Source organism: Streptomyces sp. NPDC012637 (genome assembly GCF_042954805.1).
Classification (GTDB): Bacteria; Actinomycetota; Actinomycetes; order Streptomycetales; family Streptomycetaceae; genus Streptomyces.
Genome location: NZ_JBIBDS010000001.1, coordinates 598056 through 611409 on the forward strand (window position 1 = coordinate 598056; position 13354 = coordinate 611409).

14 protein-coding genes are annotated in these 13354 nt (G+C 71.1%); 9 read left to right on the plus strand and 5 right to left on the minus strand.

Annotated features, from left to right (window positions below; genetic code table 11):
- The first annotated feature begins 160 nt into the window (after positions 1-160).
- The 3 genes from ACFY8W_RS02655 to ACFY8W_RS02665 all read left to right on the plus strand — a co-directional run bounded on the left by ACFY8W_RS02655 (position 161) and on the right by ACFY8W_RS02665 (position 5307).
- On the plus strand, positions 161-1375 hold the full coding sequence (locus ACFY8W_RS02655; RefSeq protein ID WP_391099273.1) for an MFS transporter: 1215 nt from the start codon (positions 161-163) through the stop codon (positions 1373-1375).
- 255 nt (positions 1376-1630) lie between these two features.
- Positions 1631-2368, plus strand: a complete 738-nt coding sequence (locus ACFY8W_RS02660) for an ATP-binding cassette domain-containing protein (RefSeq protein ID WP_391099275.1) — start codon at positions 1631-1633, stop codon at positions 2366-2368.
- Positions 2369-2370: 2 nt separating this feature from the next.
- Positions 2371-5307, plus strand: coding sequence for an FtsX-like permease family protein (locus ACFY8W_RS02665; protein WP_391099277.1), 2937 nt, complete (start codon positions 2371-2373; stop codon positions 5305-5307).
- Positions 5308-5336: 29 nt separating this feature from the next.
- On the opposite strand, the gene ACFY8W_RS02670 is transcribed toward ACFY8W_RS02665, so the two are convergent.
- From ACFY8W_RS02670 to ACFY8W_RS02690, 5 genes are all read right to left on the minus strand, one after another.
- The gene (locus tag ACFY8W_RS02670; protein ID WP_391099279.1) at positions 5337-5669 is read right to left on the minus strand and encodes a plasmid stabilization protein; all 333 of its coding nucleotides are present in this window, start codon (positions 5667-5669) and stop codon (positions 5337-5339) included.
- A gap of 103 nt (positions 5670-5772) precedes the next feature.
- Positions 5773-6666: a glucose 1-dehydrogenase gene (locus ACFY8W_RS02675; RefSeq protein ID WP_391099282.1), complete on the minus strand. Its 894-nt coding sequence runs from the start codon at positions 6664-6666 to the stop codon at positions 5773-5775.
- A gap of 38 nt (positions 6667-6704) precedes the next feature.
- Positions 6705-7238 (minus strand): isochorismatase family protein, encoded by a 534-nt coding sequence (locus ACFY8W_RS02680; RefSeq protein WP_391099284.1) that lies wholly within the window; start codon positions 7236-7238, stop codon positions 6705-6707.
- An 85-nt stretch (positions 7239-7323) separates the two neighbouring features.
- The gene (locus tag ACFY8W_RS02685) at positions 7324-8601 is read right to left on the minus strand and encodes a geranylgeranyl reductase family protein (protein WP_391099286.1); all 1278 of its coding nucleotides are present in this window, start codon (positions 8599-8601) and stop codon (positions 7324-7326) included.
- Positions 8602-8922: 321 nt separating this feature from the next.
- The gene (locus ACFY8W_RS02690) at positions 8923-9183 is read right to left on the minus strand and encodes a GlsB/YeaQ/YmgE family stress response membrane protein (RefSeq protein ID WP_391099288.1); all 261 of its coding nucleotides are present in this window, start codon (positions 9181-9183) and stop codon (positions 8923-8925) included.
- Positions 9184-9596: 413 nt separating this feature from the next.
- On the opposite strand from ACFY8W_RS02690, the gene ACFY8W_RS02695 reads away from it, so the two are divergent.
- The 6 genes from ACFY8W_RS02695 (at position 9597) to ACFY8W_RS02720 (ending at position 13338) form a co-directional block, all read left to right on the plus strand.
- Positions 9597-9827, plus strand: a complete 231-nt coding sequence (locus ACFY8W_RS02695; protein WP_391099290.1) for a gas vesicle protein GvpO — start codon at positions 9597-9599, stop codon at positions 9825-9827.
- Between the two features lie 33 nt (positions 9828-9860).
- The gene (gene gvpJ / locus ACFY8W_RS02700) at positions 9861-10319 is read left to right on the plus strand and encodes a gas vesicle protein GvpJ (RefSeq protein WP_391099293.1); all 459 of its coding nucleotides are present in this window, start codon (positions 9861-9863) and stop codon (positions 10317-10319) included.
- A 2-nt stretch (positions 10320-10321) separates the two neighbouring features.
- Entirely contained in the window at positions 10322-11035 is a 714-nt protein-coding gene (locus tag ACFY8W_RS02705; protein WP_391099295.1) for a GvpL/GvpF family gas vesicle protein, read from the plus strand.
- A gap of 70 nt (positions 11036-11105) precedes the next feature.
- A complete protein-coding gene (locus ACFY8W_RS02710) occupies positions 11106-11345 on the plus strand; it encodes a gas vesicle protein GvpG (protein ID WP_391101680.1) in 240 nt (79 codons plus the stop codon).
- A 72-nt stretch (positions 11346-11417) separates the two neighbouring features.
- Positions 11418-12098 carry an ABC transporter substrate-binding protein gene (locus ACFY8W_RS02715; RefSeq protein ID WP_391099297.1) on the plus strand — a complete coding sequence of 227 codons (681 nt, stop codon included), beginning with the start codon at positions 11418-11420 and terminating at the stop codon, positions 12096-12098.
- Positions 12091-13338: an SRPBCC family protein gene (locus tag ACFY8W_RS02720; RefSeq protein WP_391099299.1), complete on the plus strand. Its 1248-nt coding sequence runs from the start codon at positions 12091-12093 to the stop codon at positions 13336-13338. The genes ACFY8W_RS02715 and ACFY8W_RS02720 overlap by 8 nt, the downstream gene beginning before the upstream one ends.
- Positions 13339-13354 lie beyond the last annotated feature (16 nt).

Here is a 13354-nt window from a genome sequence, read left to right on the forward strand (position 1 = left end):
TCCCGGTGCGGCGCCCCACACGGGGCCGACCGGCCCACGGCGGGGGTCCGGTCGGTCACGGAAGGGAACGAGTGGCCCCTGGAGCCGGTGTCCCCGAGGCCGGAGGGTGAGGAACGGCAGGGCGCGCGCCGCCCCTGCGGATCGCTGCCGGGAGGCCGTCATGGTCCGGAACTCGGGGACCCCGCCGGCCGCGGATGCACCGCGGCCGTGGCAGATGCTGCTCCTCGCCACCACCGGGTTCGCCCTCTGCTTCTGGGCGTGGGCGCTGCTGGCCCCGCTCGGCCCGCGGCTCCGGGACGACCTCGGCCTCAGCTCGTTCGAGCAGTCACTGGTGGTCGCCGTGCCCGTGGTGGTCGGCGCGCTCGGCCGGATCCCGGCGGGGGCGCTGACGGACCGCTGGGGCGCGCGCCGTGTCTTCCCGCTCGTCGCGGCCCTGACGATCCTCCCCGTGCTGTATCTGGGGCATCTGGCCGACTCGCTGGCCGAGGTGCTGGCGGGCGGCTTCCTCCTCGGGCTCGGGGGAACGGCCTTCGCCGTCGGCGTGCCGTTCGTGAACGCCTGGTACCCGCCCGCGCGGCGGGGCGTCGCCCTCGGGATCTTCGGCATCGGCACCGGTGGCACGGCCCTGTCGGCCTTCACCACCGTCCAGCTCGCCGACTCCGTCGGACGGGCCTTCCCCTTCGACCTCGTGGCCGGCTGCCTCGCCGGGTACGCGGTGGTGGCCTGGTTCCTGCTCCGCGACCGTCCGGGGCGCGCGACGGCGGCGGGGTCGATGGTCTCGCGCACGGCCCTGGCCGTGCGTACGCCCGCCACCTGGCAGCTGGCCTTCCTGTACGCCGTGTCCTTCGGCGGGTTCGTGGCGTTCAGCGTCTACCTGCCGACCTATCTCACCCGGGCCCACGAGCTCGACCGCTCCGACGCGGCACTGAGAACCGCGGGATTCGTGGTCCTCGCCGTGGCGATGCGGCCCGTGGGCGGCTGGCTGTCGGACCGCGTGCACCCCGTCCCCGTACTGACGGCTTCGTACGGGCTCGTGTCGGCGTGCGCGCTGGTCGCGGCGTTCGAGACGGAACTGGTGCCGGTGGGAACGGCGGCCTTCCTCGGCATGGCCGCGGGCCTGGGCGCCGGGTCCGGGGCGGTCTTCGCGCTCGTCGCACGACTGGTGCCGGCCGAGCGGGTCGGCTCGGTGACGGGAGTGGTCGGTGCGGCCGGCGGTCTCGGAGGCTTCTTCCCGCCCCTCGTGATGGGTCTGGTGGACAGCGTCGCGCACGACTACACGTGGGGGTTCGTCCTCCTCGCCGTCACCGCGGCGGGCGCGGGAACGCTGGCCGCCACCGCCGTCCGGCGACGCGCCCGGGCGATCGCGGACACCTGACGACGGACACCTGACCGCGGACGCCTGAGCGCGGACGACTGACGACGGACACCTGACCGCGGACGCCTGGCCGCGGACGACTGACCGCGGACGACTGACGACGGACACCTGACCGCGGACGCCTGACCGCGGCACCTCACCGCGCCGGCGAGGGCTCGGGCGGGCCTGTCGGCGGCCGGCGATTGGGTCCTTCGGTCCCTTCAAGGGCCTGGGTGGCCGTAGCCCCCCGTTCCTCCGGAGACTGGGATGGAGAGCATGAACACCGACCGGGCACTCCTCGTCGCCACCGGCGTCAGCAAGATCTACCGGACGGGCTCCGTCGAGGTCACGGCCCTGCGCGACCTGGACCTCCGCGTGCGCCACGGGGAGATGGTGGGCGTCATGGGGCCGTCCGGTTCGGGGAAGACCACGCTCCTGAACTGCCTGTCGGGGCTCGACGACATCGACGGTGGCCGGGTGGAGGTCGACGGCCACGACCTGTTCGCGATGTCGGACGCGGCGCGCACCGAGCACCGGGCCCACACCATGGGCTTCGTCTTCCAGGCGTTCAACCTCATCCCCGTCTTCTCCGCAGTGGAGAACGTCGAACTGCCCCTGCTGCTCGTGGGCGTCCGGCCGCACGACGCGCGTCGCAGGGCGCTCGCCATGCTCGACCGGGTGGGCCTGGGCCACCGCGTCGAGCACCGGCCGAGCGAGATGTCCGGCGGCGAACAGCAGCGGGTGACCATCGCCCGCGCGCTGGCCGGACGCCCGGCCATCGTGTGGGCGGACGAACCCACCGGCAACCTCGACAGCGCGATGGCCGACCAGGTCATGGACCTGCTCTGCGAGCTCAACCAGGACGAGGGCCAGACGATCGTCCTGGTCACCCACGACAGCGCCATCGGCGCGCGCGTCCCACGCCTGATCCGCATGCGCGACGGGCAACTCGTCGACGACGTCCGCCAGACCGTCACCGCCCGGGCGGCGACCCGCGACTTCCCCATGGGCTGACCATGTACCCGAACCTCCTCGTCCCGCTGCTCACCGCCCTGGCCCTCGCCCTCGCGGCCCTGGTGCTGGTCGCCGTCCGGCAGCCGGTGTCACGGCGGCTGGCCTTCCGGCAGGTCGCCCGCCGGCGCACCGAGGCGGCACTGGTGATCGGCGGATCGATGCTCGGAACGGCCATCGTCATCGGGGCCCTGGTCGTCGGCGACACCCTGAACTTCTCCGTACGGCAGGAGGCGTACCGCACTCTGGGACCGGTGGACGAGCGCGTCGTCGCACCCCCGGGGCCCGCCGGGCGCGCCGTCACCGACCGGCTGGCCGGCCTGGCGGGAGACCCCGACGTCGACGGGGTCCTGAACGCCCGGGCGACCCAGGCATCGGCCGTCAGCACCACCGACGGCCGCACGGTCGCCGAACCGCGCGTCCTGGCCTGGCAGATGGACTTCGACGAGGCCTCGCGCTTCGGCTCCGCGGGCGGAGACCCCGGTCTCGGCGGACCGGCCCCGAGGCCCGGGCGGGTCGTGGTCAACGAGCCGCTGGCCCGGTCCCTGGACGTGGGAGCCGGCGATCCGGTCACGCTGTACCTGTTCGGGACGCCGCAGACCTACCGGGTCGAGCGCGTGGTGCCGGAGCAGGGTCTGGCCGGTGTGGGCCTCGGCGGCAGGCTGAACCGCGACGTGTTCCTGCCGCCGGAGGCCCTGGACTCCGCCGCGCGGGTCGCCGGTGCGGAGCCGCGCTCGGTCACCTTCGTGTCCAACCGGGGCGGCGTCGAGAGCGGCGACGCCCTGACCGACCGCGTGACCACCGAGATCCGGCAGGCCCTGGGCCCGCTCGCCGGCCAGACGGCGATCGAGACGCCGAAGCACACGGTCCTGCGGGACGCGAAGCAGGCCGGTGACTCCCTCGGGGCCCTGTTCCTCATGATCGGCAGCTTCAGCATCATCGCGGGCGCACTGCTCCTGGTGAACATCTTCGTGATGCTCGGCGAGGAGCGGAAGTCCCAGATGGGCATGGTGCGGGCGGTGGGGATGAAGCGCTCGCGGCTGGTCGGGTCCTTCACCCTCGAAGGAGCGGCGTACGCGTTGCTGTCGGCCGTGCCGGGAGCGGCCATCGGGGTCGCCGTCGGCTGGGGCGTCGCCGTCGTGGCGGCGCAGATCTTCCAGGGCTGGTCGGTCGGCGGGAGCAGCATCCGCATCGCGTTCGCGGTCACCCCGACCAGCGTCCTGAACGGACTGGCCATGGGTCTGCTCATCGCCTTCGCCGCGATCCTCACGACCAGCGTGCGCATCAGCAGGTTCAACATCATCGCCGCCATCCGCGACCTTCCGACGACGCCCGGTCGGCGACCGCGCCGCCGTCTGCTCGCGGTGTCCACGGCCCTGGCGGTGCTGTGCGCACTCGTGGCCGTCCCGGCCGTGGCACGCAGCCAGCCCGACGCCACGTACCTGATGCCGGCGCTCGCCCTCGCCTTCGCCGCTCCGGCACTGCTGCGGGTCCTCCCCCGTCACACGGTCACCACCCTGGTCGCGGGAGCCGTTCTGGTCTGGACGCTCGTGGCGCCCGTCGTACGGCCCCGGATCTTCGACACGCCGTCGATGTCCGTGTACGTCATCCAGGGCGCCCTGGCCGCGTTCTCCGCGGTGGTTCTCGTCAGTGACAACCAGAAGACGCTGCTCCGCCCCGTAAGGGGGTTCCTCCGTCGTCCGACGGAGGGCGGCCTCGCGGCACGCCTCGCGGTCGCGTACCCCTTGGCCAAGCGGTTCAGGACCGGCGCGACGCTGGTGATGTACACCCTCATCGTGTTCGTCCTCGTGCTCCTGACGGAGATCTCGGGCATCCTCCGCGCCGGGGTCGACGGCGTCGTCGCCGACGCCACCGCCGGATACTCCCTGCGGCTGGACTACAACCCGCAGGTCGCCGGCGACCGGCTGGCCGCCGAGCTGCGGGCCGGTCCCTCGGCTGCCGGGATCTCCGCGGTGACACCGCTGGTCAACGCCACGGGCCGGGCCACCGACCCGGGGCACCGCGGCACTCGGCCCCTCGACGTGGCCGCCGTCGGGGTGCCCGACGGCGCGATCACCGGCATCACGTTCCGCGAGCGGCTGCCCGGCCTGGCGGACGACCCCGCGGTCTGGCGGGCCCTCGCCTCCGACCCCCGCTACGTCGTCCTCGACGGCTTCTTCGGCAGCACCGGCGGCCCGGCCGGCGACTACTACGACCCCGGGGACACCCTCACCCTGACGGATCCCCGGACCGGCCGCAGCGAAGAGAAGGTCATCGCCGGCGTGCTCAGCAACGGCATGGTCTTCTACCCGGGCACCGGGGCGAGTTCGACCACCTACCCGGTCGTGCTGAGCGAGCAGGCGACGCGCGAGCTCTTCGGCACCCAGGCGCAGAACGCCTCCGCGCTGGTGAGGACCGGTCCCGGGACCTCTCCCGACGCGTTGGCGAGCCGGCTCCAGGGCGAGCAGCTGTCGTCCAGTCTGGTCGCCACGCCCATCGAGTCGGACATCCGCCGCCAGTTCGACTCCAGCACCGCCTTCTTCCGCCTCATGCAGGGCTTCCTCGCCCTGGGCCTCGGCGTGGGTATCACCGGCCTCGGCGTCGTCATGGTCCGGGCCGTACGCGAACGCCGCCGCACGATCGGCATCCTGCGGGCCCTCGGCTTCCGGGCCCGGACCGTCCAGCGGTCCTTCCTCGGCGAGAGCACGTTCATCGCCCTCGAGGGAATCGTGCTCGGTTCACTCCTGGGCGTGCTCACCACGTGGCTGATGTACAGCAACAGCGCCGCGTTCGAGGGCCTCGAAGGAGGCTTCCCGGTCGAATGGACGAGCATCGGCGGCCTGGCGGCGGCGACCTTCGCCGCGTCGCTCCTGGCCACGATCGGCCCGGCCCGCCGCGCGGCCGCCATCCGCCCGGCCCTCGCGGTCCGCGTCACCGAATGACGAGCGGTGGCGCGCGCCCCTGTGGGGCGTCAGTGCCCGAGGGCGTTCTTCAGCTGCTGCTTGCTCATGTTCGAGCGGCCGTGGATGTTGCGCTTCTTGGCCTCCTCGTACAGGTCGTCCTTGGTGGGCCCGGACGAGGACGAGCCGCCGCCGCCGGACTTCTCGCCGCCCCGTTGCGAGGCGGACTTGCCCTGGGTCGAACTCCGGCTCGACGTCTTGCTCTCCCCGGAACGGGCACGTTCCTTGTTCACCGTCCGGGAGGCCATCTCCTTCGCGCGGTCCTCGGACATCCCGCGCTCCTTGCCCGACTCCTTGATGTGCTCGTACTGACGTTCACGCTTGCCGCTGGATCCCCGGGGCATGACAACACCTCTTCGTCGACGGTGATGGGACGGTCATGGTGCAGATGCCCCGATTTCGCCGTGTATCACCTCCTCCACCCGTTTGCCCCACACACCGGGCACCTCACGGCAGCGGCGTCCCGCCCGTGGCGTTGACGATCTCTCCGGTGATGTAACTCGCCTGGGGCGAGGCCAGGAAGACGTACGCGGGAGCCATCTCCGCCGGCTGCGCCGGACGGCCCAGGGGGGACTGTTCGCCGAAGTGCTTCGTCTCCGGCATCGTCGCGGGGATCAGCGGGGTCCATACCGGCCCGGGGGCGACCGCGTTCACGCGGATGCCGCGTTCCGCGAGCATCTGCGCGAGACCGTGGGTGAAGGAGATGATCGCCGCCTTCGTCATCGCGTAGTCGAGGAGATGGGGGCTGGGCTGGTAACCCTGGACGGAGGTCGTGTTGATGACGCATCCGCCGCGCGACATGTGGGTCAGCGCCCTGCGGGTGAGCCAGAACATGCCGTACAGGTTCGTCTTCATCACCCGGTCGAACTGCTCGGTGGTGATCGCCTCGATGCCGTCGGGCTGCGACATCTGATAGGCGGCGTTGTTCACGAGGATGTCGAGGCGGCCGAGTTCGCCGACCGCCCGTTCGATCAGGTCCGTGCACTGCTGCTCGTCCCGGATGTCGCACGGGACGACGACCGCGGTGCGGCCCGCTTCGCGGACGAGGCGGGCGGTCTCCTCGGCCTCGGCGGCTTCTTCGGGCAGGTGCGTGAGGACGACGTCCGCGCCCTCACGCGCGAACGCCAGGCAGACGGCCCTGCCGATCCCGGAGTCGCCGCCGGTGACGACCGCCGCCCGGCCGGACAGCAGGCCGTGGCCCTCGTAGGAATCCTCGCCGTGGTCGGGCCGCGGCTCCATCCCCTCGGTCGAGCCGGGGTGCTGCTGGTGCTGCTCGGGCAGGGGCGGAGTGGGGTGGCGGGCGGGCGTACGGGAGGCGGCGGACTCTTCCTCGTGGGACATCGCAGCTGCTTTCGTTCGGTTGCGGGACCGGTTGCCGGTCACAGAGGGACGGGCCCGTCGGTCAGCCGGGCACCCATGTTGCGCTCCATCATGCGCAGGGCCGCGTCGGCGAGGTCGGCATGGATGTGGGCGACCGCGTTCGTGGGGACGACGACGTCGAGGTGGCGGATGTGGGCGTCCAGGGCGGAGTACAGCACGCACTGCTCGGTGACCTGACCCACCAGGACCAGACGGGTGATGTCCATGGTTCCCAGCAGGTAGGCGAGCGGGGTCTCGTAGAAGACGGAGTGGCGCGCCTTGACGACGAACAGGTCCTCCTCGCCCGGAAGGACCGGTTCCACGAGTTCCGGATGCTCGCCCGCTATCGAGATCTCGATGATCTCGCCGTGGTGGGAACGCCACTGGCCGAAGTTGTCGTTGGCGTAGACGACCGGCACCTGTGCCTCCCGAGCCGTGGACAGCAACCGGACGACGGCGGGAAGCGCCGTCCGGACGGAAGGGACCAGGAGGTCGGCGTCCTGGTGCCGGTAGGGGTTGAGCATGTCGATGACCACCACGGCCGTGTTGTCCATGGCCTTCAATGTGGGCGCTCCTCTTCGTCCGGCCCGGGTGGCCCGGCCGGAGACTTCCCCGGATGGCGCAGCCGCACCGACGCCGTCAGGCCGCGGGGACCGCGCGTTGGAGGGCGGTGATGACGCGGTCCAGGGCGTCGGGGCTGTGCGGGTCGGTGAGGTTCACCCAGAGCTTGAACATGAAGCGCTGGGTGACGGGCCGCTTCAGGCTGTGGGTGGCGACCAGCCGCATGACCCGGGGGTGGCTCAGTGCCCGCACGACGAGCCGCCCCACCGTGAAGTAGCGCCCGTAGGCCTCACGGATGGTTTCGGGGTAGCGCAGCAGGGCTTCCTCGCGGGCGTGGGCGGTGGGGCCGGCCAGGGCGCGGGACACCGTTTCCGCGGCCAGGCGGCCCGATTCCATCGCGTAGTCGATGCCTTCGCCGCTGAGCGGATTGATCATTCCCCCGGCGTCGCCGGTGAGGAGCAGGCCCCGGGTGTACTGCGGGCGGCGGCTGAGTCCGGCGGGAAGCGGAGCGCCGAGCAGAGGGCCGGTGGCGTGCTCCTCGTCGAAGTGCCAGGCGGCGGGGAGACGGGAGGTCCACTCCCGGAACAGCCGCCGGTGGTCGACGTCGGGCCGGCGTCCGATGTGGAAGGTGCCGAGACCGACGTTGAAGGCGCCGTCGCCGACGGGGAAGACCCATCCGTAGCCGAACGGCATGGCGGCCCGCCCGCCGCTGTCCCGGCCCTCGAGGTCGATCCAGGCCTCCAAGTGGTCCCGGCTGCGGTGCGGCGTCGTGTAGTAGCGGCGTACGGCGACGCCCATGGGCCGGTCGGCGCGCTGATGGAGACCGAGAGCGACGGCGAGCCGGCTCGAGGCGCCGTCGGCTGCCACCGACACGGGCGCCCGGAAGGTGCGGCGGACGCCGTCCCGGACCGCGACGACCCCGCTGACCCGGCCCGTGGCCGGGTCGAGGACCGGCTCGACGACCTTGGTCCCCTCCAGGAGGCGCGCCCCGGCGGCCACGGCCTGCCGGGCGAGCAGCCGGTCGAAGTCCTGCCGCGTCCGTACGAGCCCGTAGTCGGGGTAGGACTCGACGACGGGCCACGGCATCTCCACCGCCGTGCCGGAGCCGTGGACCCGCAGGCCGCGCGTCCTCACCCAGCCGTCGCCCTCCAGGTCGAGGCCCATGCCGAGGAGCTCCTTGACGGCACGCGGCGTGAGGCCGTCGCCGCAGACCTTGTCGCGGGGAAAGGTGGCCTTCTCGAGCAGCAGAACGTCGTGCCCCGCCCGTGCCAGGTGATGGGCGGCGCTGCAGCCGGCAGGGCCTGCGCCGATGACGATGACGTCCGCCGCTTCGTCGCGGTGGGGGGACGGGTCCATGAAATCTTCCTCTGCTCGGGTCGCCGGAAGGGGACGACTTCCCATGCGTACCCACGGCCGAGGGTCTCGCTCGCCCGTCTTCGGGGTGTTTCCCTGGATGCGCGCCTCCGAGTGGGCCCCGCGGGCGGAGCGACGGGCGGAGCGGACGGCTCACACGCGCCGTCCGCGGCACGGGCCCGCCGCGCCGGGCCTGATGGGGGTTCAGGGGAGCGGGCCGCCACCCGGGACGTCCGGTTCGAGCCGGTTCGAACCGGTGCGGATCTCGCGGACGGGGCGAGGTCCGGCCGACCGCGTCGTACGAACCCCGCCCTGCCGCCCCGCCTATCTGGCTCGGGCCCTGTCCACCAGGGCGACACCGATCGCGGCCAGCCCGATCTGGATGAGCCATTCGATCCAGTCCACCCCGCTCGTGTCGTCCACCCCGGTCGCATGGGCGATGGCCGAACCGCCCAGTGCCGCCGCGATGCCGATGAGGATCATCAGCCAGATCGGAATGTGCTGCCGGCCCGGCAGAACCAATCGCCCCAGCAGGCCGATGATCGTTCCGATCACAAGGGCGCTGATAATGCCCGACACCTCCATGAGCGCACCTCCCTCACCTTCGCTCGTTTACCGTGCAACTTCCCGCACCGCCCCCATGTATGCCTGGGCGATCCGGGCATCACGTTGCGCCATTCCCGTGACTCGTGGCGACCGCGGAATGCCGGGGATATCGTGGAATCCGAACCGTATGCACGCCTTCAGGGAAATTTTGGCGGTGAACCGTCACGAGTAACGCCGACAAGCGCAAGAAGGAAGACCCCGAAGAAGTCGAGCCCGACACCGACGAAGAAGCCGACGACGAAGCCGACGAAGAAACCGGCGAAGACATCTACGAAGCCGACGAAGACGACATAGACGAGGACACCGACGCCGGGAGCGAGCCGAGCGACGCCTCCGAGGAATCCACCGGAGCACCCGGTCGAGTGCCCGCCGCGGAAGCACTTCGCAACGCCGTGGCGCAGCTCACCGAGCTTCTGGGCCGGACCCCGGAGTCCGTGTCGTCCCTCATGCCGACCGAACAGGGGTGGACGGCGCAGATCGAGGTCGTCGAGATCGAACGGATTCCGGAGACCACCAGCGTTCTGGCAAGTTATGAGGTTGCGCTCCGCCCGGACGGGCAGTTGCTGGGATACGAACGCGGCAAGCGATATACGCGGGCCCAGGTCGACCAGAACGGCGGCTGAGCGTCCCGCTCCCTCTGTCCGAGGGAGGACAACGTGTCTGTAGTACAGCAGGGTGGCGCAATGCCCGGCCAGGGCGGCGGCACTGGAAACCTTTACGACGTGCTGGATCTGATTCTCGATCGCGGGCTCGTCATCGACGCATTCGTCCGGGTGTCCCTGGTCGGGATCGAGATCGCGAAGATCGACGCCCGGGTCGTCGTGGCAAGCGTGGATACGTACCTCCGCTTCGCCGAGGCCTGCAACCGTCTCGACCTGGAGAGCGGCAGGAACGCTCCCTCTCAGCTGACGGACGTCATGGAGAAGACCACCGAGGGCGGAGCCAAGGGCAAGACCAAGGGCGCCCTGACCGGAGCGGTCGAGGCCTTCACCGATTCCCTCACCGGTCAGAGCGGCGAGAAGCAGGAGGAACGGCCTCGCGAGCGGGAGAAGCGCGATGACGACCGTCGGCGTGAGCGCCGCTCGTCGCGGCGGTCCTCCGAGGACGGCGATTGACGATGACCCTTTACGTCTACGCCATCACCCAGTCGTCGCACCCTCTCGACCTCGAAGGCCTGACCGGAGTCGGCGAGGACGGATCGTCCGTGCGGACGGTGTGCGCGGACTCGCTGTGCGCCGTCGTGAGCGAGGCGCCGGAGGACATCAGCATGACGCGCCCCGACATCGAGGCGCACCACTCCGTGCAGGAGCGGCTGTGGGACCAGGGTGCCACGCTGCCGCTGAGCTTCGGCTTCGTCGCCGAGGACGACGACGCGGTACGCGCCGTGCTCGAGGAACGAGCCGAGCAGTTCACGGAGCGCCTCGAAGAGCTCACCGATCGCGTGGAGTTCAACGTGAAGGGGCTCGAGGAGGAGGAAGCCGCGCTGCGCCGGATCGTGGACGAGTCGGAGCGGATCCGGCAGCTCAACGACGCCACGCGTGACGGCGGCGGCACCTACGAGGACCGACTGGAACTCGGCCGGCTGCTCAACGACGAGGTACTGGCCCGGCAGGCGGCACTCGCCGAATCGGTGCTCGCCGCGCTGCGACCGCACGCGTACGCCGAGCACCTGGCCGAGCCGTCCCAGCAGTACTTCCTGAGCGCCTCGTTCCTGGTCGACCGAGAAAGGGCCGAGGAGTTCACACGGGCCGCCGAGGAAGGGACCGAAGAGCTGCCCGAGGGAGTCGAGATCCGCGTCCGAGGGCCGTTGCCTCCGTACAGCTTCGCCTGACCGCGAAGCGGTTCGATCGGCGTGGCAGCAACCGCAGGGAGAGACAGTGGGTTTGGTAGCGGAGATCCTGATGTTGCCGGCCGCCCCGTTCCGAGGGGTCGGGTGGGTGCTGGACAAGGTGGTGCGGGCCGCCGAGCAGGAGTACTACGACCCCGGACCGGTTCAGGAAGCGCTGGCCGCCCTCGAACGGGAACGGGAGGAAGGCCGCATAGGCGACGAGGAGTTCGAGGAGCGGGAACGGCCGCTGCTGCAGCGCCTCGAGGAGATCCGGGTGTACCAGCTCGGCAATGCCGGACCGGGCGGCACGTAGCCGTACCCCTGACAGGCCGGTCCGGCCGGGACGGAGCGGGCCGGCCGCCGGGGCGAGGAGAGAAGCGTCATCATGAACAACGGCAAGATCGGCACCGCCCTGATCGGCGGTTACGTGCTGGGACGCACGAAGAAGGCGAAACTGGCGTTCGGGCTGGCGATGGCCCTGGCAGGGTCGCGGATCAAACCCGGACAGCTGGGCAGGCAGCTCGCCCATTCGCCGTTCCTCAGCAACGTGAACCAGCAGGTCCGCGGCGAACTCATGACCGCCGGAAAGGCAGCGGCGACGACGGTGCTCAACGCCAAGGCCGGGCACCTGGCGGACGCCCTGCACGACCGGACCGCAGGCATACGCGGCGGAAAGCAGGAGGAGGACGAACCGGACGACGCCGACCGCTCGAAGGACGAGGAAGAGACTCCGGACGACGAGGGCGCCGAGCACGAGGCCACCACGCGGCAGAAGCGCACGGCGGACGAGCACGCCGAGGACACCGGGCGCCGGTCATCTCGCAGCGCGAAGCGCCAGGCTGACGAGGAGGATGAGGAGGCCGAGGAGGGTGAGGAGGCCGAGGACACCAAGCCCCGCGCGCGCCGCACCACTTCTTCTTCCGGCCGCAGCACCTCGCAGGCGGCGAAGTCCGGAGGAACGGCGAAGTCCGGAGGAACGGCCAAGCGGTCGACGCACCGGACGTCCACGTCCACGGCGTCGAAGGGCACCCGTTCGGGAAGCACGAGGAGGCGGGACGATGGCTGACGCGAAGGGTTCGGAACGGGAAGCCAAGGGCGGCACGGACGCCGGCCGCGACTCCGGCGGATCCGGAGCGCAGAAGCTGCTGGACCGGAACCCCGGCGCCAACCGCCTGACGGAGGAGTTCGAGTCCTACCTCCAGGCACGCCTGGAGAAGGCACTCACCGGAGTCGGCCACCGCATCGGCGACGCGGCCGAGAAGGTGGGTTCGGCCCACCTCGGACCGCGCGCCCTGATGCACGGCGCCGGCCAGGGCGGCAGGAAGCTGGTCGGTCGCGTGACGCCCGACAAGCTCACCTCGGCGACCTCCCACATCGCGGAGACGGCTTCCCACGCCAAGGACCGGCTGTCCCATGCCAAGGAGACGGCCGCGCACGCCAAGGACGCGATCGCCGAAAAGGTGACCCCTTCCGGTTCTGACGAGCCGCGCTCCTCGGCCTCGAACGCGGGCCACAAGAGCCTGACCATCATCGAGGACATCGACGTCGGGGTCCCGGTGGAGGAGGCGTACAACCAGTGGACCCAGTTCCAGGAGTTCAGCCAGTTCGCCAAGGGCGTGGTCTCCGTGGAGCAGGAGGACGAGACGACCACGCAGTGGCAGGTGAAGGTCGCCAAGTCGAGCCGGGCCTTCAAGGGAACCATCACCGAACAGATCCCCGACGAGCGCATCGCCTGGACTTCGGAAGGCGCCAAGGGCACGACCAGAGGTGTGGTCACCTTCCACCCGCTGGGAGAGAACCTGACCAAGGTCCTGCTGGTCATGGAGTACTACCCCAAGGGCATCATCGAGAAGGCGGGCAGCCTCGTACGGGCACAGGGCCGGCGCACCCGGCTCGACCTCAAGGCGTTCCGCACCTTCGTCATGATGAAGGGCGAGGCCACCGGCAGTTGGCGCGGTGAGATCCGCGGCGGCAAGGTCGTCGCCGGCCCGGACGAGGAAGACGACGAGGGCGCGCGCGACGAGGCTCCTGACGACGAGGAGGACGCGGCGCAGGACGAGGCCGAGGACGACGAGGGCGAGCCCGAGGACGAGTACGAGGCCGGGGAAGAACCGGAGGAGGAGTACGAGGACGAGGAAGAGGACGAGTACGAGGACGAGGACGAGCGGCCCGAGCCGGACGAACCCGAGTCCGACGAGGAGGAGTACGACGAGGAGGAGGAGCCGGAGGCTCGGTACGAGGACGACGAGGCCGACGACGAGGCGGCGGACGAGGCACCCCGCACCCGTCGGGGCCGCAAGAGCTGACGCCCAGGGATCGAGG

Bases quoted from the DNA above. Each gene is read 5' to 3' on its own strand.
- ACFY8W_RS02655 (WP_391099273.1), top strand. From the start codon at position 161: ATGGTCCGGAACTCGGGGACCCCGCCGGCCGCGGATGCACCGCGGCCG.
- ACFY8W_RS02660 (WP_391099275.1), top strand. From the start codon at position 1,631: ATGAACACCGACCGGGCACTCCTCGTCGCCACCGGCGTCAGCAAGATC.
- ACFY8W_RS02665 (WP_391099277.1), top strand. From the start codon at position 2,371: ATGTACCCGAACCTCCTCGTCCCGCTGCTCACCGCCCTGGCCCTCGCC.
- ACFY8W_RS02670 (WP_391099279.1), bottom strand. From the start codon at position 5,669: ATGCCCCGGGGATCCAGCGGCAAGCGTGAACGTCAGTACGAGCACATC.
- ACFY8W_RS02675 (WP_391099282.1), bottom strand. From the start codon at position 6,666: ATGTCCCACGAGGAAGAGTCCGCCGCCTCCCGTACGCCCGCCCGCCAC.
- ACFY8W_RS02680 (WP_391099284.1), bottom strand. From the start codon at position 7,238: ATGGACAACACGGCCGTGGTGGTCATCGACATGCTCAACCCCTACCGG.
- ACFY8W_RS02685 (WP_391099286.1), bottom strand. From the start codon at position 8,601: ATGGACCCGTCCCCCCACCGCGACGAAGCGGCGGACGTCATCGTCATC.
- ACFY8W_RS02690 (WP_391099288.1), bottom strand. From the start codon at position 9,183: ATGGAGGTGTCGGGCATTATCAGCGCCCTTGTGATCGGAACGATCATC.
- ACFY8W_RS02705 (WP_391099295.1), top strand. From the start codon at position 10,322: ATGACCCTTTACGTCTACGCCATCACCCAGTCGTCGCACCCTCTCGAC.
- ACFY8W_RS02710 (WP_391101680.1), top strand. From the start codon at position 11,106: ATGTTGCCGGCCGCCCCGTTCCGAGGGGTCGGGTGGGTGCTGGACAAG.
- ACFY8W_RS02715 (WP_391099297.1), top strand. From the start codon at position 11,418: ATGAACAACGGCAAGATCGGCACCGCCCTGATCGGCGGTTACGTGCTG.
- ACFY8W_RS02720 (WP_391099299.1), top strand. From the start codon at position 12,091: ATGGCTGACGCGAAGGGTTCGGAACGGGAAGCCAAGGGCGGCACGGAC.